The 20,297-nt window shown below is 55.0% G+C and carries 19 protein-coding genes; 15 read left to right on the forward strand and 4 right to left on the reverse strand.

The window, feature by feature from the left end:
- Nucleotides 1–17: 17 nt before the first annotated feature.
- A complete protein-coding gene (gene fadE, locus ACMGGM_RS17670) occupies nucleotides 18–2,462 on the reverse strand; it encodes an acyl-CoA dehydrogenase FadE (protein WP_014882670.1) in 2,445 nt (814 codons plus the stop codon).
- Nucleotides 2,463–2,701: 239 nt separating this feature from the next.
- Between fadE and lpcA the strand changes: the two genes are divergently transcribed.
- Together lpcA and ACMGGM_RS17680 are read left to right on the forward strand one after the other, a co-directional pair.
- A complete protein-coding gene (gene lpcA / locus ACMGGM_RS17675) occupies nucleotides 2,702–3,280 on the forward strand; it encodes a D-sedoheptulose 7-phosphate isomerase (RefSeq protein ID WP_010427884.1) in 579 nt (192 codons plus the stop codon).
- 46 nt (nucleotides 3,281–3,326) lie between these two features.
- Nucleotides 3,327–4,094 carry a class II glutamine amidotransferase gene (locus ACMGGM_RS17680; RefSeq protein WP_014882671.1) on the forward strand — a complete coding sequence of 256 codons (768 nt, stop codon included), beginning with the start codon at nucleotides 3,327–3,329 and terminating at the stop codon, nucleotides 4,092–4,094.
- On the opposite strand, the gene dpaA is transcribed toward ACMGGM_RS17680, so the two are convergent.
- Nucleotides 4,065–4,805, reverse strand: a complete 741-nt coding sequence (dpaA, locus tag ACMGGM_RS17685) for a peptidoglycan meso-diaminopimelic acid protein amidase (RefSeq protein ID WP_014882672.1) — start codon at nucleotides 4,803–4,805, stop codon at nucleotides 4,065–4,067. The genes ACMGGM_RS17680 and dpaA overlap by 30 nt on opposite strands.
- Nucleotides 4,806–5,103: 298 nt before the next feature.
- On the opposite strand from dpaA, the gene ACMGGM_RS17690 reads away from it, so the two are divergent.
- The 8 genes from ACMGGM_RS17690 (at nucleotide 5,104) to dinB (ending at nucleotide 12,309) form a co-directional block, all read left to right on the forward strand.
- Nucleotides 5,104–6,447: a Na(+)-translocating NADH-quinone reductase subunit A gene (locus ACMGGM_RS17690; protein WP_023332159.1), complete on the forward strand. Its 1,344-nt coding sequence runs from the start codon at nucleotides 5,104–5,106 to the stop codon at nucleotides 6,445–6,447.
- Nucleotides 6,448–6,449: 2 nt separating this feature from the next.
- Nucleotides 6,450–7,685: an NADH:ubiquinone reductase (Na(+)-transporting) subunit B gene (locus tag ACMGGM_RS17695; protein ID WP_014882674.1), complete on the forward strand. Its 1,236-nt coding sequence runs from the start codon at nucleotides 6,450–6,452 to the stop codon at nucleotides 7,683–7,685.
- Nucleotides 7,678–8,472, forward strand: a complete 795-nt coding sequence (locus ACMGGM_RS17700) for a Na(+)-translocating NADH-quinone reductase subunit C (protein WP_014882675.1) — start codon at nucleotides 7,678–7,680, stop codon at nucleotides 8,470–8,472. The genes ACMGGM_RS17695 and ACMGGM_RS17700 overlap by 8 nt, the downstream gene beginning before the upstream one ends.
- On the forward strand, nucleotides 8,465–9,103 hold the full coding sequence (locus ACMGGM_RS17705; protein WP_014882676.1) for an NADH:ubiquinone reductase (Na(+)-transporting) subunit D: 639 nt from the start codon (nucleotides 8,465–8,467) through the stop codon (nucleotides 9,101–9,103). Before ACMGGM_RS17700 ends, ACMGGM_RS17705 begins: the two co-directional genes overlap by 8 nt.
- Nucleotides 9,104–9,109: 6 nt before the next feature.
- Nucleotides 9,110–9,706, forward strand: a complete 597-nt coding sequence (nqrE, locus tag ACMGGM_RS17710) for an NADH:ubiquinone reductase (Na(+)-transporting) subunit E (RefSeq protein WP_006810004.1) — start codon at nucleotides 9,110–9,112, stop codon at nucleotides 9,704–9,706.
- 10 nt (nucleotides 9,707–9,716) lie between these two features.
- Entirely contained in the window at nucleotides 9,717–10,940 is a 1,224-nt protein-coding gene (nqrF, locus tag ACMGGM_RS17715) for an NADH:ubiquinone reductase (Na(+)-transporting) subunit F (RefSeq protein WP_047343779.1), read from the forward strand.
- Nucleotides 10,941–10,942: 2 nt separating this feature from the next.
- Entirely contained in the window at nucleotides 10,943–11,143 is a 201-nt protein-coding gene (gene nqrM, locus ACMGGM_RS17720) for a (Na+)-NQR maturation NqrM (RefSeq protein WP_069601720.1), read from the forward strand.
- A gap of 107 nt (nucleotides 11,144–11,250) precedes the next feature.
- Complete coding sequence (gene dinB / locus ACMGGM_RS17725; RefSeq protein WP_023332160.1) at nucleotides 11,251–12,309, forward strand: DNA polymerase IV; 1,059 nt, start codon at nucleotides 11,251–11,253, stop codon at nucleotides 12,307–12,309.
- A 55-nt stretch (nucleotides 12,310–12,364) separates the two neighbouring features.
- On the opposite strand, the gene pepD is transcribed toward dinB, so the two are convergent.
- Nucleotides 12,365–13,822, reverse strand: coding sequence for a cytosol nonspecific dipeptidase (gene pepD / locus ACMGGM_RS17730; RefSeq protein WP_200924897.1), 1,458 nt, complete (start codon nucleotides 13,820–13,822; stop codon nucleotides 12,365–12,367).
- A gap of 260 nt (nucleotides 13,823–14,082) precedes the next feature.
- Between pepD and gpt the strand changes: the two genes are divergently transcribed.
- The 3 genes from gpt (at nucleotide 14,083) to crl (ending at nucleotide 16,349) form a co-directional block, all read left to right on the forward strand.
- Nucleotides 14,083–14,541 (forward strand): xanthine phosphoribosyltransferase, encoded by a 459-nt coding sequence (gpt, locus tag ACMGGM_RS17735; RefSeq protein ID WP_003863205.1) that lies wholly within the window; start codon nucleotides 14,083–14,085, stop codon nucleotides 14,539–14,541.
- 104 nt (nucleotides 14,542–14,645) lie between these two features.
- Entirely contained in the window at nucleotides 14,646–15,890 is a 1,245-nt protein-coding gene (gene frsA, locus ACMGGM_RS17740; RefSeq protein ID WP_014882681.1) for an esterase FrsA, read from the forward strand.
- Between the two features lie 57 nt (nucleotides 15,891–15,947).
- The gene (crl, locus tag ACMGGM_RS17745) at nucleotides 15,948–16,349 is read left to right on the forward strand and encodes a sigma factor-binding protein Crl (protein WP_014882682.1); all 402 of its coding nucleotides are present in this window, start codon (nucleotides 15,948–15,950) and stop codon (nucleotides 16,347–16,349) included.
- 113 nt (nucleotides 16,350–16,462) lie between these two features.
- On the opposite strand, the gene phoE is transcribed toward crl, so the two are convergent.
- Nucleotides 16,463–17,515 carry a phosphoporin PhoE gene (phoE, locus tag ACMGGM_RS17750; protein ID WP_014882683.1) on the reverse strand — a complete coding sequence of 351 codons (1,053 nt, stop codon included), beginning with the start codon at nucleotides 17,513–17,515 and terminating at the stop codon, nucleotides 16,463–16,465.
- A gap of 305 nt (nucleotides 17,516–17,820) precedes the next feature.
- Between phoE and proB the strand changes: the two genes are divergently transcribed.
- Together proB and proA are read left to right on the forward strand one after the other, a co-directional pair.
- The gene (gene proB, locus ACMGGM_RS17755; protein ID WP_014882684.1) at nucleotides 17,821–18,924 is read left to right on the forward strand and encodes a glutamate 5-kinase; all 1,104 of its coding nucleotides are present in this window, start codon (nucleotides 17,821–17,823) and stop codon (nucleotides 18,922–18,924) included.
- 11 nt (nucleotides 18,925–18,935) lie between these two features.
- The gene (proA, locus tag ACMGGM_RS17760) at nucleotides 18,936–20,189 is read left to right on the forward strand and encodes a glutamate-5-semialdehyde dehydrogenase (RefSeq protein WP_414149057.1); all 1,254 of its coding nucleotides are present in this window, start codon (nucleotides 18,936–18,938) and stop codon (nucleotides 20,187–20,189) included.
- Nucleotides 20,190–20,297 lie beyond the last annotated feature (108 nt).

Genomic DNA, 20,297 nt, shown 5'->3' on the forward strand with positions numbered 1-20,297 from the left:
TGTCAGAACGAAACGGGTTATGCCGCTTCAGGTTTGCGGTGCTTCTCTGGCAGCTTTACCGGCTGTGTTGCCAGCTCGTCCGGTTCGAAATCATCGACGTTAATACTGCGCAAACGGCTCTCTTCGGCTTTCACCAGAATTGCTGCTTCAGCATTATCGATAATGCCACCTGACAGCGCCTGTTTCGCCAGTTCATCCAGACGGGTGAACGGCAGGTTTTTGCCCAGTTGTTTGCAGATCTTCTGATGAATTGGGTCGGCGGCCATTACATCAAGCAGCGCCTCTTCCAGCAGACCCACCGGGTTATGAGGCGTAGGGGCCAGGTACTGACCACGGCCGATACGGGAGCGTGTCGCGCTCGGTACCTGCAGGATTTTCGCCACTTTGTGGTCCAGCTTGTCGGACGGTGCCAGGTGGTGACGACCGGTCGGGAAGATCACCACGCGCAGGGCGCCCGCAACAAAGCGGTTCGGGAAGTTCGCCAGCAGATCGTCAATCGCCTGTTCTGCCTGATACATCGCATCCTGAACGCCCCAGTGTACCAGCGGCAGATCTGCTTCCTGACGCCCTTCGTCGTCGTAACGCTTCAGGACCGCAGACGCCAGGAAGATCTGGCTCAGCACATCCCCCAGACGGGCAGATATACGCTCGCGACGCTTCAGGCTACCGCCGAGAACGGCCATGGAAACATCCGACAGCAGAGCCAGGTTGGCGCTCAGACGGTTCAGATGCTGGTAATAGCGTTTGGTCGCATCACCGGTTGGCGTCGCGCTGGTAAGACCGCGCGTCAGGCCGAGCCAGAAGCTACGCACCTTGTTGCTACCCACGTGACCGATATGTTTGAACAGCAGCTTATCGAAGGCATCCACGTCGTTGTTCTGCGCAGCGGCCATCTCTTCCAGCACGTACGGATGGCAGCGAATCGCCCCCTGACCGAAGATCATCATGCTGCGGGTCAGGATGTTGGCACCTTCAACGGTGATGGCAATCGGTGCGCCCTGATAGCCGCGCGCCAGGAAGTTGCCTTCGCCGAGCATAATGCCTTTACCGCCTGCGATATCCATCGCGTCAATGATCGACTGCTGTGCGCGGTGGGTACAGTGGTATTTCACAATCGCGGACAGCACGGCCGGTTTTTCGCCCAGCATAATGCCGTAGGTAATCAAAGATGCGGCGGCATCCATCACGTAGGCATTACCTGCGATACGCGCCAGCGGCTCTTCGATACCTTCCATCTTGCCGATGGAGATTTTGAACTGACGGCGGATGTGGGCGTATGCACCAATCCCCATCGCCACAGATTTCAGGCCACCAGTAGAGTTCGACGGCAGGGTAATGCCGCGGCCAACCGACAGACATTCCACCAGCATACGCCAGCCCTGACCGGCCATTTTCGGACCACCGATAATGTAATCAATCGGCACAAAGATGTCCTGACCGCGGGTCGGACCGTTCTGGAACGGCACGTTCAGCGGGAAGTGACGGCGACCAATTTCAACGCCCGGGGTAGAGGTTGGGATCAGCGCACAGGTAATGCCCAGATCTTCTTCGCCGCCCAGCAGTTTTTCCGGGTCAGAGAGCTTAAAGGCCAGACCCAGCACGGTGGCGATTGGCGCCAGGGTGATATAACGCTTGTTCCAGGTCAGGCGCATGCCCAGCACCTGCTCGCCCTGCCACTCGCCCATGCAGACCACGCCGGTATCCGGGATCGCGCCTGCATCGGAACCCGCTTCCGGGCTGGTCAGCGCGAAGCAAGGGATTTCCTGACCACGCGCAAGACGCGGCAGGTAGTGATCTTTCTGCTCTTCCGTACCGTAATGCTGCAGCAGTTCACCCGGGCCTAAGGAGTTAGGCACGCCAACGGTAATCGCCAGGATCCCGGAGACGCCCGCCAGCTTTTGCAGGACGCGAGCCTGAGCGTAAGCGGAGAATTCCAGACCGCCATACTCTTTCTTGATGATCATCGCGAAGAAGCGATGTTCTTTCAGATACGCCCACAGCTCTGGCGGCAGATCGGCCATTTCATGGGTGATGGCAAAGTCGTTTGCCATGCGGCACGCTTCTTCCACCGGGCCGTCAATAAAAGCCTGTTCTTCAGCGGTCAGACGCGGCTGCGGATAGTTATGCAGCTTTTTCCAGTCCGGGTTGCCCTGGAACAGGTCGCCTTCCCACCAGGTGGTACCGGCATCAATCGCTTCTTTCTCAGTCCGCGACATTGGCGGCATTACTTTGCGGAAGCCTTTGAACACCGGCGCGGAGATCATCGACTTACGCATCGGGGTAAAGTTAAACGGCAGAAGAATGATGGCCAGCGGAACTAAAAGCCAGATATTCCACAGACCAGCGACGCCAAGTGCAGCCGTCCAGGCCAGCAGAATCACACTACTCAGGAATAAACTGACGCGGTGATAGAACAACACACCGAGCAGTACAACAGTTGCGAGAATGCTCAAAATCATCATAAAGAAAAGCTCCCTTGCTTGTAGGAGGTCTGACCACTTGTGATGATATGGTTGTAGTTGATGTTATTTCCTTTAGCAATGTGTTTACAAAATAATTACAACCGGGCTCACATTGTTCGTGTTTTCGCCGGCACGAAAAAGCAAAACGCCGGAGGATTCGCATGGCTTTAGCTTCTCGCTTTTCCCGCTATCCGGTACACTCCACTGTGTTATTTCATCAATACTGAAGGATTATCCTCATGTACCAGGATCTTATTCGTAACGAACTGAACGAAGCGGCGGAAACGCTGGCTAACTTTCTGAAAGATGATGCCAACATTCACGCTATTCAGCGCGCGGCGGTCCTGCTGGCCGACAGCTTTAAAGCGGGCGGCAAAGTGCTCTCCTGCGGTAACGGTGGTTCCCACTGTGATGCCATGCACTTTGCAGAAGAGCTGACCGGACGCTATCGCGAAAACCGTCCGGGCTACCCGGCGATTGCGATTTCCGACGTCAGCCACATCTCCTGCGTAGGCAACGACTTCGGTTACGACCACATCTTCTCCCGCTACGTTGAAGCGGTAGGCCGTGAAGGCGACGTGCTGCTGGGGATCTCTACCTCTGGCAACTCCGGCAACGTGATCAAAGCGATCGCCGCCGCGCGTGAAAAAGGGATGAAAGTCATCACCCTGACCGGTAAAGATGGCGGTAAGATGGACGGTACCGCGGATGTCGAAATTCGCGTTCCGCACTTCGGTTATGCTGACCGTATTCAGGAAATTCACATCAAAGTGATCCACATCCTGATTCAACTGATCGAAAAAGAGATGGTTAAGTAAGACTTCGCTGGGGGCACTCTTGCCCCCGCTGTTGTGGAGGTGATGTATGTGCGAACTGCTCGGGATGAGCGCCAATGTGCCAACCGATATCTGCTTTAGTTTCACCGGGCTGGTGCAGCGCGGTGGAGGAACCGGGCCGCATAAAGACGGCTGGGGCATTACCTTCTACGAAGGCAAAGGGTGTCGCACGTTCAAAGATCCACAGCCCAGCTATAACTCACCGATTGCCAAACTGGTGCAGGACTATCCCATCAAGTCCCGCTCAGTGATTGCGCACATCCGTCAGGCAAACCGCGGCGAAGTGGCGCTGGAAAATACCCATCCGTTTACCCGTGAACTGTGGGGGCGAAACTGGACCTATGCGCACAACGGGCAACTGACGGGCTATAAGTCGCTGGAGACGGGGAATTTCCGCCCGGTCGGCGAAACGGATAGCGAAAAAGCCTTCTGCTGGCTACTGCACAAGCTGACGGAACGTTATCCTCGTACGCCCGGCAACATGACCGCCGTGTTTAAATACATCGCGACGCTGGCATCCGAGCTACGTGAAAAAGGCGTGTTTAACATGCTGCTGTCAGACGGACGCTATGTCATGGCGTTCTGTTCGACGAACCTGTTCTGGATCACGCGCCGTGCGCCGTTTGGCGTTGCAAAGCTGCTCGATCAGGATGTGGAGATAGACTTTCAGAAAGAGACCACACCGAACGATGTGGTCACAGTCATTGCGACGCAGCCGCTGACGGGCAACGAAGCCTGGCAAAAGATCATGCCAGGCGAGTGGGTGCTATTTTGTCTCGGGGACCGTGTAATTTGACGCCAGCTGTGGATGGACGACTTCGTGGCTCAGCGGTTTGCTGACCACGTAACGGCCATCTACGATTGAAACCACAGGCGGCTTGTGGGTCTGCTCAAAGTAGTCGTAACCCGGCTTCAGCTGTTTCCAGAAATCGGCGTAATAGGAGTACTTATGGCGGGCCATGTTGGCATCTGTCATACGGAACGGATAAATGCTGACCTGAACGTTAGGCTGCCCGAACACCAGCGCGCCTGTTACGAACTGGAAAATTTCATCAATGCCGGCATCGGTCATCGCATAACAGCCGATAGACACGCAGGCACCGTGGATCATCAGGTATTTCCCTTCATAACCGTGAGCACGGTCATAGGCATTGGGGAAACCGATGTTAATGGCTTTATAGAAGCGGCTGTCCGGTTTGAGCTGGCTACGCTGAACGTTATAAAACCCTTCCGGACTTTTAAAATCACCCTGGCGCTGTTTTGGCCCCAGCCCGCCGGAGTAATTACAAATTTTGTAGCTATCAAGCAGCTGATATGTCTCGCCCATTTTCACAAATAGATCGAGCGTGCGTTCTTCCTTGAAGATTTGAATATAAACCGGCGATCCCATTAACTGCTGTTTATATTCTTTGCTGATCGGCGTCGTGGAGCTGTTGCTGCTGAGCAGCCCGGCAAACGACATGCACGGAATCAGAAGCATCGCAATGAACAATGCGATTTTACGCATACTACAAGTTCCTTGATAAAACGTAGACCAACTTGCCAGGGCGGCAAAAGAGACCCGAAATCAGATTATTCTGTTAGGAGCGCTCACATTAGCACCGCTATAGATTTTCGCAAGAGTCGGGCGATGAGTTTACAAATTAGTTTTACTTTATAAACCATCAAAATCACGCTGGCTCCAGGAACTTTGCGTATTAGCTCGCAATTTGGCGCACCCGCAGGCGGATCCCCTGCCCGTGAGAAGGGGAAAATGGTACACTTCGCGCCCACTGGATTGTTGTTTATGGAAACCTGCTAACCACATGTTTAAAATAAAAAAAGGACTTAATCTGCCGATTGCAGGCGTGCCCGAGCAGCACGTTTCGCCCGGTGCAAGTGTCCGTCATGTCGCCATCGTCGGCGACGATTATCTGGGAATGCGCCCCTCTATGCTGGTTCAGGAGGGCGATCGCGTTATCAAAGGGCAGGCGCTCTTTGAGGATAAAAAAAATCCCGGCGTGCTGTTCACTGCTCCCGCCAGCGGCACCGTTGTGGCTATCAATCGTGGCGAGCGCCGTGTCCTTCAGTCGGTGGTGATCCGCATTGAAGGCGATGAACAGCGTGAGTTTGCCCATTACGACGCCGCAGAACTCGCGTCGCTTAGCCGGGAAACTGTGCAGGCTCAACTGCTGGCATCCGGTTTGTGGACGGCACTTCGCACGCGTCCTTTCAGCAAATCCCCCGCTCCTGATACGGCCCCGGCTGCCATATTCGTGACGGCCATCGACACCAACCCGCTCAGCGCAGACCCGCAGCCCGTTATTCTGGCGCAGCGTAAAGCCTTCGATGCCGGGCTGACGGTTTTAACGCGCCTGACGCCCGGAAAAGTTCACGTCTGCCAGGCCGGCGGTGGCAAGCTTGGCGGCCATCCGCAGGGGCAGGTCACGTTTAATGAATTTTCGGGTCCACATCCGGCTGGGCTGGTCGGCACCCATATTCACTTCCTTGAGCCGGTGAGTCTGAAAAAACAGGTCTGGCATCTTAATTATCAGGACGTCATTGCCATTGGTAAGCTCTTTACCACTGGCGTTCTCTGCGCTGAACGGGTCATCGCTATCGGCGGTCCGCAGGCTGCAAACCCGCGCCTGGTAAAAACGCTTCTGGGAGCCGATCTTAATGACCTGCTTTCCGGGGAAACGAAAGAGGGTGAAAACCGCCTGATTTCCGGTTCAGTACTCAGTGGGCGCCGCGCAGTTGATGCGCATGCGTACCTGGGCCGTTTCCATCTTCAGGTGAGCGTTGTGCAGGAAGGGCGTGAGAAAGAGCTGTTCGGCTGGGTGCTGCCGGGTGCAGAGAAATACTCCGTGACCCGCACTACGCTGGGTCACTTCCTGCGTCATAAGCTCTTTAATTTCTCCACCAGCACGAACGGCGGTGAGCGCGCAATGGTCCCGATTGGCAACTACGAACGCGTGATGCCGCTGGACATTCTGCCCACCGTGCTGCTGCGCGATCTCCTTGCCGGTGATACCGACGGCGCGCAGGCGCTGGGCTGTCTCGAGCTGGATGAAGAAGATTTGGCGCTGTGTACCTATGTGTGTCCAGGTAAATACGAATATGGACCCGTATTGCGCGAGGTGTTAACCCGCATTGAGCAGGAAGGATAACGATGGGCTTAAAACACCTCTTTGAAAAAATAGAGCCGCATTTTACCGAGGGTAAACTGAAGAAGTACTACCCGCTGTACGAAGCGACGACGACCATTTTCTACACGCCGGGTCTGGTGACGAAAGGGGCGGCGCACGTTCGCGATGCCATCGACCTGAAACGCATGATGATCCTGGTGTGGTTTGCGGTCTTCCCGGCCATGTTCTGGGGTATGTACAACGTGGGTCTGCAAACCATTCCGGCGCTGCATCATCTCTATGATGCGCAGCAGCTGGCGCAGGTCATTCAGTCTGACTGGCACTACCGCCTGGCACAGTCGTTAGGCGTGAGCTTCGCGGCGGACGCGGGCTGGCTCAGCATGATGACGCTGGGGGCGGTATTCTTCCTGCCGATTTATATGACTGTCTTTATCGTGGGCGGTTTCTGGGAAGTGCTGTTCGCCATCATCCGCAAACACGAGATTAACGAGGGCTTCTTTGTTACCTCTATCCTGTTTGCGCTGATTGTGCCACCTACGCTGCCACTCTGGCAGGCGGCGTTGGGGATAAGCTTTGGCGTCGTGATTGCCAAAGAGATCTTCGGCGGGACCGGGCGTAACTTCCTGAACCCGGCGCTGGCGGGGCGTGCGTTCCTGTTCTTTGCCTACCCGGCGCAGATCTCAGGTGACCTGGTGTGGACGGCTGCGGACGGTTTCTCTGGTGCGACCCCCCTTTCCCAGTGGGCGGCAGGCGGCGGTGAAACGCTGGTCAATAATGCGACCGGCCAGCCGGTGACCTGGTTTGATGCGTTTATTGGCAACATCCCGGGCTCCATCGGGGAAGTGTCTACCCTGATGATTTTGCTCGGTGGGGCGATCATTCTCTTTGGTCGCGTGGCCTCCTGGCGCATCGTCGCAGGCGTGATGCTCGGGATGGTGCTTACTGCCACCCTGTTCAATCTCATTGGTTCAAACACGAACCCGATGTTCTCTATGCCGTGGTACTGGCACCTTGTGCTGGGCGGTTTTGCGTTTGGCATGATGTTCATGGCCACCGATCCCGTCTCAGCCTCGTTTACCGACAGAGGTAAATGGTGTTACGGCGCGCTCATTGGGGTGATGTGTGTATTGATTCGCGTGGTCAACCCGGCCTATCCGGAAGGGATGATGTTGGCCATTCTGTTTGCCAATCTGTTTGCGCCGCTGTTCGACTATCTGGTCGTGCGCGCCAACATTAAGCGGAGGAAGGCGCGTGGCTGAAGTCAAAAATAACGACAGCATCAGCAAAACATTGCTGGTGGTTCTGGTGCTTTGCCTGGTCTGTTCCATTGTCGTCGCCGGTTCTGCCGTCGGGTTAAAACCGCTGCAGCAGGAGCAACGGGCGCTGGATAAACAGCGTAACATCCTGGCCGTGGCCGGGCTGATGCAGGAAGGCATGACGAAGGACGACGTCTCAGCCGTGTTTGCTGAACGCATTACCGCACGGCTGGTGAATTTAAAAACCGGTGAACTGATGGATAAAGACCCGGCGAAATATAACCAGGCGCTGGCGCTGAAAGATCCGCAGATGAGCACTTCGCTTGATGCCTCTCAGGATCCGGCAGGGATTAAGCGCCGCAGCAATATTGCGGAGATTTATCTCGTTCGTGACGAGCAAAAACGCGTGCAGGAAGTGGTTTTACCCATCTATGGTAACGGCTTGTGGTCAATGATGTACGCCTTTGTGGCGCTGGACACCGATGGCCGCACGGTCAAAGGCATTACTTATTATGATCAGGGCGAAACGCCGGGGCTGGGTGGCGAAGTTGAGAACCCTAACTGGCGTGCGCAGTTTGTCGGTAAAAAAGTACTCGACGATAACGGTCAGCCTGCGCTTAAGGTGGTGAAAGGGGGCGCGCGTCCCGGTGATGACTTCGCCGTTGACGGCCTTTCCGGGGCCACGCTCACCTCTAACGGTGTGCAGCACAGTTTTGATTTCTGGATGGGTGAACTGGGCTTTGGTCCCTTCCTGAAAAACGTACGTGAAGGAGCGCTAAACAATGGCTGATACGGGTGAACTGAAAGAAGTTAAAAAGGTACTGATTGGCCCACTTTTAGCCAATAACCCGATAACGCTACAGGTGCTGGGCGTTTGCTCTGCCCTGGCGGTGACGACCAAACTGGAAACGGCGGTAGTGATGACGCTGGCAGTTACGCTGGTGACAGCGTTCTCCAGCATGTTTATCTCAATGATCCGCCACCACATACCCAACAGCGTAAGGATCATCGTCCAGATGGCGATCATCGCTTCGCTGGTGATCGTCGTCGATCAGCTGCTGCGCGCGTTTGCTTATGAAACCTCGAAGCAGCTTTCGGTGTTTGTCGGCCTGATTATCACCAACTGTATCGTGATGGGACGCGCTGAAGCCTACGCCATGAAAATGCCGCCGCTGGCGAGCTTTATGGATGGGATCGGCAACGGTCTGGGCTACGGCGTGATCCTGCTGACGGTCGGTTTCCTGCGCGAGCTTATTGGCAGCGGCAAGCTGTTTGGCATCACGGTGCTGGACACGGTACAGAACGGCGGCTGGTACCTGCCAAACGGACTGTTCCTGCTGGCCCCAAGCGCATTTTTCATTATCGGTTTGCTGATCTGGCTGATTCGTACGTTGAAGCCCGAACAGCAGGAAAAGGAGTAACCGACAATGGCTCATTACCTGAGTTTATTTGTGCGCGCGGTGTTTGTTGAAAACATGGCGCTCGCCTTCTTCCTGGGCATGTGTACGTTCCTTGCCGTTTCCAAAAAGGTCTCGACGGCATTTGGTCTGGGCGTGGCGGTCACCGTGGTGTTGGGGCTTTCCGTTCCGATTAACAACCTGGTGTTCAACTTTGTGCTGCGGGACAGTGCGCTGGTGGAGGGGATTGATCTCAGCTTCCTGAACTTCATCACCTTTATCGGGGTAATTGCGGCGCTGGTGCAAATCCTGGAGATGATCCTCGATAAGTATTTCCCGTCGCTGTACAACGCGCTGGGGATCTTCCTGCCGCTCATCGCCGTAAACTGTGCCATCTTTGGTGGCGTCTCATTCATGGTTCAGCGTGATTACAACTTCAGTGAATCCGTGGTGTATGGCTTTGGATCCGGTATCGGCTGGATGCTGGCGATTGTTACCATGGCGGGGATCCGCGAAAAAATGAAATATGCCAACGTCCCTGCCGGGCTGCGTGGCTTAGGGATCACCTTTATCACCACCGGCCTGATGGCGTTGGGCTTTATGTCCTTCTCCGGTGTGCAGCTATAAGGGCTAAAAGATGGAAATTATTCTTGGCGTGGTGATGTTCACGCTGATAGTACTGGTGCTCTCAGGGCTGATTCTGGCGGCGCGCGCGAAGCTGGTCAATTCCGGTGATGTGGTCATTGATATCAATGACGATCCCCAGAATCAGATCCGTACCCCGGCAGGGGATAAACTGCTTAATACGCTCTCCGGCAACGGGATCTTTGTCTCGTCAGCCTGCGGTGGCGGCGGCTCATGCGGGCAGTGCCGTGTGACGGTGAAAGAGGGGGGCGGTGATATTCTGCCCACAGAACTGTCGCATATTACGAAACGTGAAGCGAAAGAGGGTTGTCGTCTGGCATGCCAGGTCGCGGTGCGTCAGAATATGAAGATTGAGCTGCCGGAAGAGATCTTCGGCGTGAAAAAATGGGAGTGCGAGGTTATCTCTAACGATAACAAAGCCACCTTCATTAAAGAGCTTAAGCTGCGTGTGCCTGAAGGGGAGAGCGTCCCGTTCCGTGCGGGTGGCTATATCCAGATTGATTGTCCGGCACACACCGTGGCGTATGCCGACTTCGAGGTGCCTGAAGAGTACCGTGCCGACTGGGATAAATTTAATCTCTTCCGCTTTGTTTCCGAGGTCAAAGAGCCCGCGCTTCGCGCCTATTCCATGGCTAACTACCCGGAAGAGAAGGGCATCATTATGCTCAACGTGCGTATCGCCACTCCGCCGCCAAACGTGCCACATGCCCCGCCGGGCGTGATGTCGTCGTACATCTGGTCCCTCAAGCCTGGCGACAAAGTCACCATCTCCGGTCCGTTCGGGGAGTTCTTTGCCAAAGATACCGACGCAGAAATGGTCTTTATCGGCGGGGGCGCGGGTATGGCGCCAATGCGCTCACACATCTTTGACCAGCTCAAGCGTCTTGGGAGCACGCGTAAGATCAGCTTCTGGTATGGGGCGCGTTCCCTGCGCGAAATGTTCTATGACGATGAGTTCGAACAGCTGGCGCGTGAGAACCCTAACTTTACCTTCCACGTGGCGCTTTCCGACCCGCAGCCGGAAGATAACTGGACAGGCTATACGGGCTTCATCCACAACGTGCTGTATGAAAATTACCTCAAACAGCACCCGGCACCAGAAGACTGCGAGTTCTACATGTGTGGTCCGCCAATGATGAACGCCGCTGTGATAAAGATGCTGAAAGATCTCGGCGTGGAAGATGAGAACATCCTCCTTGATGATTTTGGAGGCTGATCATGTTGACCTTTCTGGCGACCTTTGCGGTGTTTGTGCTGGTGGTATTCGGCATGTCATTAGGCTGGATCATCAAGCGTAAAAGCATTCAGGGCAGCTGCGGCGGGATCTCTTCTCTCGGAATGGAAAAGGTCTGCGACTGCCCGGAACCGTGCGATGCGCGGAAAAAAAGAATGGCCCTCGAACAGCAGCGCATTATTTAGTCTTGTTAGTCGGGTAAGGCGAAGCCGCCACCCGACAATTCCCACGTACACTTCTCAACCCTCATTTGTTTACTGTATACTTATCCAGTGATGAGTGAGGGCTTACTATGCGCAAAATAATCCATGTCGATATGGACTGCTTTTTTGCCGCAGTGGAGATGCGTGACAACCCGGCGCTGCGGGATATCCCCATCGCCATTGGCGGCAGCCGCGTACAGCGTGGGGTGATCAGCACCGCCAACTACCCTGCGCGCAAATTTGGCGTGCGCAGCGCCATGCCGACGGCGATGGCGTTAAAACTCTGCCCGCACCTCACCCTTTTGCCTGGGCGCTTTGAAGCCTATAAAGAAGCGTCGAACCATATACGGGAAATCTTCTCACGCTATACCTCACTGATTGAGCCGCTATCCCTGGACGAAGCCTATCTTGACGTCACCGACAGCCTTCACTGTCACGGCTCCGCCACCCTGATGGCGCAGGAGATCCGCCAGACTATTTCCAGCGAGCTGAATCTCACCGCATCGGCAGGGGTCGCGCCGGTAAAATTTCTCGCTAAAATCGCCTCCGATTTAAATAAACCCAACGGTCAGTACGTCATTACCCCCGAAGAGGTGCCTGCGTTTTTGAAAACGCTTCCGCTTGGCAAAATCCCCGGCGTAGGCAAAGTCTCTGCCGCGAAGCTGGAAAGTATGGGATTACGCACCTGCGAAGATGTGCAGCGAAGCGATCTGGCTATGCTACTCAAGCGTTTCGGAAAGTTTGGTCGCGTGCTGTGGGAACGCAGTCAGGGCATTGATGAACGCAGCGTAAGCAGCGAGCGGTTGCGTAAATCGGTTGGTGTTGAACGCACGCTGATGGAAGATATTCACGACTGGTCCGAATGTGAATTCATCATCACTGAACAGCTTTATCCTGAGCTGGAAAGGCGCTTAGCGAAGGTTAAGCCCGATCTGCTCATCGCCCGGCAGGGCGTGAAGCTCAAGTTTAACGACTTCCAGCAGACTACGCAGGAGCACGTCTGGCCGCGTCTGAACAGAGACGATCTTATCGCGACGGCAAAAAAAGCATGGGAAGAACGGCGGGCAGGGCGCGGAGTAAGGCTGGTGGGGCTGCACGTCACACTGTTGGATCCGCAGTTAGAGCGTCAGTTGGTTTTGGGATTGTAGATTACGCCAATCGTAGGCCCGGTAAGCGTAGCGCCACCGGGCAACAGACGACGAATTACTTAGCAGGAATCGCCTTCAGCAACTCGGTCAGCAGGGTCCAGTAATGGCCCACACTTTCGATATGAACTTGCTCATCCGGCGAGTGCGGCCCGGTAATGGTTGGCCCGATAGAGACCATGTCCATGTTCGGATACGGTTTCTTGAACAGACCACACTCCAGACCCGCGTGGATCACCTGAATGTTCGGCGTGCTGTTGAACAGACGCTGATAGGTTTCGCGCACCAGCGCCATCACCGGAGAACTGGCATCCGGCTGCCAGCCCGGGTAGCTGCCTTTAGCGGAGGTTTTGGCACCCGCCAGCGTCCCCAGAGATTCCAGCATGCTCACCACGTACTCTTTACCGCTGTCGATCAGGGAACGGATCAGGCAGATAATTTCTGCACTGTCGTCGCTCATGGTGACCACGCCCACGTTCAGTGAGGTTTCTACCACGCCTTTCGCCACGTCAGAGTTGCGGATCACGCCGTTTGGCGTCGCGTTCAGCAACTGAACAAAGGTTTCACGAGACTGCACGGTCAGCGCGGCTTTGTCGGTAGTAACAGACTCCAGCACCACGGTCAGGTTTTTCTCTTTCGCTGACAGTTCGTTTTTCAGGATATCCAGGTAGACGCTGGAGAGTTTTTTCAGCTCGTCCGCTTTTGCTGCAGGTACTGCAACGGTGGCGAAGGCTTCGCGTGGGATCGCGTTGCGCAGGGTACCGCCGTTGAAGTCTACCAGGCGCAGATCCAGCTCAGCCGCGTGGCCCGCCAGGAAGCGTGCCAGCAGTTTGTTGGCGTTGCCCAGGCCCAGGTGAATATCGCCGCCGGAGTGGCCGCCTTTCAGCCCTTTCAGCGTCAGCTTGAAGGTCTGGTAACCCGCAGGCACCGTTTCGCGTGACAGTGGCAGGGTAGAGATGAAATCAATCCCGCCCGCGCAGCCCATGTAGATCTCACCTTCTTCTTCGGAGTCGGTGTTGATCAGGATATCAGCCTGCAGCCAGTTCGCCTGCAGACCGAATGCGCCGTCCATGCCCGCTTCTTCGGTCATGGTCAGCAGCACTTCCAGCGGACCGTGCTCAACGCTGTCATCCGCCAGCACGGCCAGCGCAGAGGCCATGCCGATGCCGTTATCTGCACCCAGGGTGGTGCCGCGCGCTTTCACCCAGTCGCCGTCGATGTAGGGCTGGATCGGGTCTTTAGTGAAATCGTGAACGGTATCGTTGTTTTTCTGTGGCACCATGTCCAGGTGCGCCTGCAGGACAACCGGTTTGCGGTTTTCCATGCCTGCGGTGGCCGGTTTACGGATAAGAATGTTGCCCACCTGGTCGCGTTCAGCGTGCAGACCTTTTTCCTTCGCCCAACCCATAATATGTTCGGCAAGCTGTTCTTCATGATAGGAAGGGTGTGGAATGGAACAGATTTTGGCAAAAATATCCCACAGCGGCTGCGGAGATAATTGAGACAGTTCAGACACGATAAGTCTCCTTGTCGATGCTCTGCAAACAAGGTTGCAGGTCACAGGGTTAGCAGGTTAATAGTTACCACAAGACAGGCTTGCGAGATGCAACTGAGAATACCACTTTCTCTGCGGGCTGGTAGCATAAAGCATGTAAAAACTCAGGCAGAGGGCGCTAAACACTGGTTTTTAGTGCGTCAGATCTCTATAATCTCGCGCAACCTATTTCCCCCTCGAACACTTTTTAAGCCGTATAAAAACAGGCTGGGACACTTCACATGAGCGAAAAATACGTCGTCACCTGGGACATGTTGCAGATTCACGCCCGCAAACTGGCTGCGCGTCTGATGCCTTCCGAACAGTGGAAAGGCATTATTGCCGTCAGCCGTGGCGGTCTGGTACCGGGGGCGCTGCTGGCACGTGAGCTGGGTATTCGTCATGTCGATACCGTTTGCATCTCCAGCTATGACCACGACAACCAGCGTGAGCTGAAAGTGCTGAAACGCGCTGAAGGCGACGGTGAAGGCTTTATCGTCATCGACGATCTGGTGGACACCGGTGGTACCGCGGTGGCTATCCGCGAAATGTATCCAAAAGCGCATTTCGTCACTATCTTCGCGAAACCGGCGGGTCGCCCACTGGTTGACGATTACGTGATTGATATCCCTCAGGATACCTGGATTGAACAGCCATGGGATATGGGCGTGGTCTTTGTACCGCCTATTTCAGGCCGTTAATTTCCGCACGTAACTTTACACGCCCGGCTATGTCGGGCGTTGTTCTTTTTATCCTGCCACGCGTTACAATGGACGTTATATGACGTATCCATGGAGGCAACGCAATGACGCAGGCGAATCTCACCGAGACACTCTTCAAACCCCGTTTCAAACACCCTGAAACGTCGACGCTGGTCCGTCGGTTCAATCCGGGTATCCAGCCTGCCGTCCAGTCTGCCTTAGACGGCAAAAACGTCCCCCACTGGTATCGCATGATTAACCGCCTGATGTGGATCTGGCGCGGTATTGATCCGCGTGAAATCCTGGATGTGCAGGCGCGTATCGTCATGAGCGAGTCGGAGCGCACAGACAGCGAACTCTACGACACGGTGGTCGGCTATCGCGGCGGCAACTGGATCTATGAATGGTCTAAACAGGCGATGCTCTGGCAGCAAAAAGCCAGCCAGGAGGAAGATGCTACGCGGAGCGGCAAGCACTGGCTCCATGCGGCCAATCTCTACGCCATTGCCGCCTACCCGCATTTAAAAGGTGATGAGCTGGCTGAGCAGGCTCAGGCGCTGGCGAACCGAGCCTATGAAGAAGCGGCTCAGCGCCTTCCGGGCCAGATGCGCGAACTGGAGTTCACCATTCCCGGCGGTGCGCCCGTCACCGGGTTCCTTCATATGCCTGAAGGAGACGGCCCGTTCCCGACCGTCCTGATGTGCGGCGGGCTGGATTCGCTGCAAATCGACTATTACAGCCTGTATGAGCGTTACTTCGCACCAAAAGGGATCGCGATGTTGACGCTTGATATGCCCTCAATTGGTTTCTCATCCAAATGGAAGCTGACTCAGGATTCCAGTCTGCTGCACCAGCATGCGCTAAAAGCGCTGGAAAACATTCCTTGGGTTGACCACACCCGCGTGGCGGCATTCGGCTTCCGCTTTGGGGCGAACGTCGCAGTGCGTCTGGCTTACCTTGAATCATCGCGCCTGAAGGCCGTCGCGTGCCTGGGCCCGGTAGTCCACGCCCTGCTTAGCGATCCTGCCCGTCAGGGCAGCGTGCCGGAAATGTACCTTGACGTGCTGGCCAGCCGCCTTGGCATGCATGATGCATCAGATGAAGCGCTGCGCGTTGAGCTCAATCGTTACTCGTTAAAAACGCAAGGTTTGCTGGGACGCCGTTGCCCGACGCCGATGTTGTCCGGTTTCTGGAAAAACGATCCGTTCAGCCCGGAGGAAGAGTCACGCTTAATCACTTCGTCATCTGCGGATGGCAAATTGCTTGAGGTGCCGTTCAGCCCGGTATATCAGAATTTCGACAAAGCACTGAAAGAGATTACGCGCTGGATCGCTCAGAGATTGTGTTAATAGATTGCTAAATTTTGCTGGTTTGGTAAAACAGTGGCTTCACAAAAGGAGATCGCAATGACGTTACCGAGTGGACACCCGAAAAGTAGGCTGATTAAGAAATTTATGGCTCTCGGCCCGTATATTCGAGAAGAGCAGTGTGAAGAAAATCGCTTTTTTTTCGACTGCCTGGCTGTTTGCGTCAACGTGAAGCCTGCACCCGAAAAACGTGAATTCTGGGGCTGGTGGATGGAAATGGAAGCTGAGGAGAAACGTTTTACCTATAGCTACCAGTTTGGCCTGTTTAATAAAGACGGCAACTGGCAGGCCACCACCATCAACGATCAGGAAGTGATTGATCGCCTGGAATATACCCTCAAAGAGTTCCATGACAAAGCGAGCGCACTGCTGGCCTCTCTGGAGCTGAAGTTCGAACCCGCGGATAACTTTTCCAGCGAAGCGGTGAAGCTGACCGCGTAATGCTTTTCTCCCTCTCCCTGTGGGAGAGGGCCGGGGTGAGGGCATCAGACCGCATTCATTTCGGGCAAAAAAAATCCCGGCACATCTGCCGGGATTTTCTTATTCGGATAATCTTAGAACTGGTACGTCATACCCAGCGCAACAATATCATCGCTGCTTACGCCCAGTTTATTATCGTCGTCAATCTGGTTGATTTTATAATCAACAAATGCGGACATATTTTTGTTGAAGTAATAGGTCGCGCCGACATCGATATATTTCACCAGGTCTTCGTCACCAATCCCTTCTATATCCTTGCCTTTAGACTGGACATAGCCCAGAGACGGGCGCAGGCCGAAATCGAACTGATATTGTGCAACAACTTCAAAGTTCTGCGCTTTATTAGCAAAGCCGCCGGAAATTGGCGTCATATTGCGGGTTTCGGAATACATGGCTGCCAGATAAATATCGTTTGCGTCGTATTTCAGACCGGTAGCCCAGGCTTCCGCTTTCTGGCCCTGACCACGCGCCAGCAGGTTCTGCGCGTTGGTGCGGTCAGAGTTGGTGTACGCACCGCTGACGGCGAAATCGCTACCGCCGAAGTCATAGGTCAGAGAGGTACCGAAACCGTCACCGTTCTGTTTTTTGGCGTCACGGTTTTCGTTTTTGCCCTGGTACTGCAGCGTCATGTCCAGGCCATCAATCGCACCGAAGAAATCGGTGTTACGGTAGGTTGCAAGACCGCTGGCACGCTTGGTCATAAAGTTGTCGGTCTGTGCGGAAGAGTCGCCGCCGAACTCAGGGAACATATCGGTCCACGCTTCGACGTCGTACAGGGCACCCAGGTTACGACCATAATCCAGGGAACCAAAGTCTTTCAGTTTCAGACCCGCAAACGCCAGGCGTGTTTTCTGAGAAGAGTCGCTTTCGGCTTTGTTACCGGCAAATTCAGCTTCCCAACGGCCATAGCCCGTCAGCTGATCGTTAATCTGGGTTTCACCTTTAAAACCGAAGCGAACGTACGTCTGGTCACCATCTTTGGTGTCATCATCGCTGATATAGTGCATCGCTTTAACTTTGCCGTACACGTCCAGTTTATTACCGTTTTTATTATAAACTTCAGCTGCGTGAACGGATGCAGAAGCCACCACGCCCATAACCACTAATGCCAGAGTGCTCTTTTTCATTTTCGATCCTGTCTTATAAACGCGCTAAAAAAATTCGCTGGACGATAAGCTCATGCTTAAGTCCCGTGAAAAAACAGGAAGGGTTTTATCGTTCTGGAATGAAACTTTTATGACAAACTAAGAATAATTTTAAAAAACTGTGATTTATTATTTCGGTAATAAATCCGTCAAATTTTGCCGCTACGCTTCCTGATCCCGCGCAACAAAGTGCTTTGTGATGTACTAAGGCAGTTGGCAACCGGGCTGACTCCTGTTAAAACGTTCGTTCGACATTACTTTCCCTTATCGTTGAACGGCAGAGAATCATGAGTGACAGCCAGACGCTGGTGGTAAAACTCGGTACCAGTGTGTTAACAGGCGGATCGCGCCGCCTAAATCGCGCCCACATTGTTGAGCTTGTACGTCAGTGCGCTCAACTGCATGCCGCAGGGCATCGTATTGTGATTGTGACTTCCGGGGCGATTGCCGCCGGGCGTGAACATCTGGGTTACCCCGAACTCCCCGCGACGATCGCCTCTAAACAGCTGCTGGCCGCCGTGGGACAAAGCCGACTCATTCAACTCTGGGAACAGCTGTTCTCCATCTATGGTATTCACGTCGGGCAGATGCTGCTGACGCGCGCGGATATGGAAGACAGAGAGCGCTTCCTGAACGCGCGCGACACCCTGCGCGCGCTGCTGGACAACAACATTGTTCCCGTCATCAACGAAAACGATGCCGTTGCCACCGCTGAAATCAAAGTGGGGGATAACGATAATCTCTCTGCGCTGGCCGCCATTCTGGCCGGAGCTGATAAACTCCTGCTTCTGACCGATCAGCAAGGGCTGTTTACCGCCGACCCGCGCTCCAACCCGGAAGCTGAGCTGATCACCGACGTTCATGGCATCGATGATGCGCTGCGTGCCATCGCGGGTGACAGCGTTTCAGGGCTGGGAACCGGTGGTATGGGAACCAAGCTGCAGGCTGCTGACGTGGCGTGCCGTGCCGGTATCGACACCATTATTGCGGCGGGCAGCCGCCCGGGCGTGATTGGTGACGTGATGGAAGGCATCTCTGTCGGCACCCGCTTCCATGCGCAGGAATCCCCGCTGGAAAACCGCAAGCGCTGGATTTTTGGCGCGCCTCCTGCCGGTGAGCTCACCGTTGATGAAGGCGCGACGGCGGCGATTCTGGAACGAGGGAGTTCATTGCTTCCTAAAGGAATTAAAAGCGTGACAGGCAACTTCTCCCGTGGTGAAGTGATCCGCATCCGTAACCTTGAAGGTCGCGATATCGCTCATGGCGTAAGCCGCTATAACAGCGACGCGCTGCGCCGCATTGCGGGCCACCATTCGCAGCAGATCGACGCCATTCTGGGCTATGAATATGGCCCGGTTGCCGTTCACCGCGATGACATGATTATTCGTTAAGGAGCCAGAACATGCTGGAACAAATGGGCGCAGCCGCGAAGGCCGCCTCTTACAAACTGGCGCTCCTTTCCAGCCGTGAGAAAAACCGCGTGCTGGAAAAAATCGCTGATTATCTGGAATCGCAATCCGCTGAGATCCTGCGAGCCAACGAACAAGATTTAGCTGAGGCGCGTGAAAACGGCCTGAGCGAAGCGATGCTCGACCGCCTGGCGCTGACGCTAGCGCGCCTGAAAGGCATCGCTGATGATGTCCGTCAGGTTTGTAATCTGGCTGACCCGGTAGGGCAGGTGATTGACGGTGGGCTGCTTGACAGCGGTTTGCGTCTGGAGCGTCGCCGCGTGCCGCTCGGCGTCATTGGTGTGATTTATGAAGCCCGTCCAAACGTGACGGTTGACGTCGCCTCCCTGTGCCTGAAAACCGGTAACGCTGCCATTCTGCGCGGCGGAAAAGAGACCTGGCGCACCAACGCCGCGACGGTAAACGTCATTCAGCAGGCGCTGGAAGAGTGTGGCTTACCGGCGGGAGCCGTGCAGGCGATCGAGAGCCCAGACCGTGCGCTGGTCAACGAAATGCTGCGCATGGATAAATACATCGACATGCTGATCCCACGCGGTGGCGCAGGTCTGCACAAGCTGTGCCGTGAACAGTCCACTATTCCGGTCATTACAGGCGGTATCGGCGTATGCCATATCGTTGTCGATGACAGCGCAGAGATTGCCCCGGCGCTGAAGATTATCGTTAACGCCAAAACTCAGCGTCCAAGTACCTGTAACACTGTGGAAACGCTGCTGGTGCATCAGGGCATTGCAAATACCTTCCTCCCGGCGCTGAGCAAACAGATGGCGGAGAGCGGCGTAACGCTGCACGCGGATGCCAATGCGCTCACACTGCTCCAGGATGGCCCGGCTAAGGTAGTGCCAGTCAAAGCGGAGCAGTACGATGACGAGTTCCTGTCGCTGGATCTGAACGTGAAGATTGTTAGCGATCTCGATGACGCGATTGCCCACATCCGTGAGCATGGTACCCAGCATTCTGACGCGATCCTGACGCGTACGCTGCGCAATGCCGATCGCTTCGTGAACGAAGTGGACTCCTCTGCGGTGTATGTCAACGCCTCAACGCGCTTCACCGACGGTGGCCAGTTTGGACTTGGCGCAGAAGTGGCGGTCAGCACGCAGAAACTGCACGCGCGTGGTCCGATGGGCCTCGAAGCTCTGACCACGTACAAGTGGATCGGCCTCGGTGACGATACAATTCGTGCGTAAATAATCACGGGTGATGCAAAAATAGCCGTTTGATTCAAAAGGGCATTGACGCATCACCCGGTTAGATCTAACCTTTTGCACCGTGGTTACACTCGTAACCGGCCTCTC

The sequence above is a fragment of the Enterobacter sp. BNK-14 genome (assembly GCF_047456095.1).
Classification (GTDB): Bacteria; Pseudomonadota; Gammaproteobacteria; order Enterobacterales; family Enterobacteriaceae; genus Enterobacter; species Enterobacter kobei.

Coding starts and splice junctions, on each gene's coding strand:
- fadE (WP_014882670.1), bottom strand. CDS start 2,462: ATGATGATTTTGAGCATTCTCGCAACTGTTGTACTGCTCGGTGTGTTG.
- lpcA (WP_010427884.1), top strand. CDS start 2,702: ATGTACCAGGATCTTATTCGTAACGAACTGAACGAAGCGGCGGAAACG.
- ACMGGM_RS17680 (WP_014882671.1), top strand. CDS start 3,327: ATGTGCGAACTGCTCGGGATGAGCGCCAATGTGCCAACCGATATCTGC.
- dpaA (WP_014882672.1), bottom strand. CDS start 4,805: ATGCGTAAAATCGCATTGTTCATTGCGATGCTTCTGATTCCGTGCATG.
- ACMGGM_RS17690 (WP_023332159.1), top strand. CDS start 5,104: ATGTTTAAAATAAAAAAAGGACTTAATCTGCCGATTGCAGGCGTGCCC.
- ACMGGM_RS17695 (WP_014882674.1), top strand. CDS start 6,450: ATGGGCTTAAAACACCTCTTTGAAAAAATAGAGCCGCATTTTACCGAG.
- ACMGGM_RS17705 (WP_014882676.1), top strand. CDS start 8,465: ATGGCTGATACGGGTGAACTGAAAGAAGTTAAAAAGGTACTGATTGGC.
- nqrE (WP_006810004.1), top strand. CDS start 9,110: ATGGCTCATTACCTGAGTTTATTTGTGCGCGCGGTGTTTGTTGAAAAC.
- nqrF (WP_047343779.1), top strand. CDS start 9,717: ATGGAAATTATTCTTGGCGTGGTGATGTTCACGCTGATAGTACTGGTG.
- nqrM (WP_069601720.1), top strand. CDS start 10,943: ATGTTGACCTTTCTGGCGACCTTTGCGGTGTTTGTGCTGGTGGTATTC.
- dinB (WP_023332160.1), top strand. CDS start 11,251: ATGCGCAAAATAATCCATGTCGATATGGACTGCTTTTTTGCCGCAGTG.
- gpt (WP_003863205.1), top strand. CDS start 14,083: ATGAGCGAAAAATACGTCGTCACCTGGGACATGTTGCAGATTCACGCC.
- frsA (WP_014882681.1), top strand. CDS start 14,646: ATGACGCAGGCGAATCTCACCGAGACACTCTTCAAACCCCGTTTCAAA.
- crl (WP_014882682.1), top strand. CDS start 15,948: ATGACGTTACCGAGTGGACACCCGAAAAGTAGGCTGATTAAGAAATTT.
- phoE (WP_014882683.1), bottom strand. CDS start 17,515: ATGAAAAAGAGCACTCTGGCATTAGTGGTTATGGGCGTGGTGGCTTCT.
- proB (WP_014882684.1), top strand. CDS start 17,821: ATGAGTGACAGCCAGACGCTGGTGGTAAAACTCGGTACCAGTGTGTTA.
- proA (WP_414149057.1), top strand. CDS start 18,936: ATGCTGGAACAAATGGGCGCAGCCGCGAAGGCCGCCTCTTACAAACTG.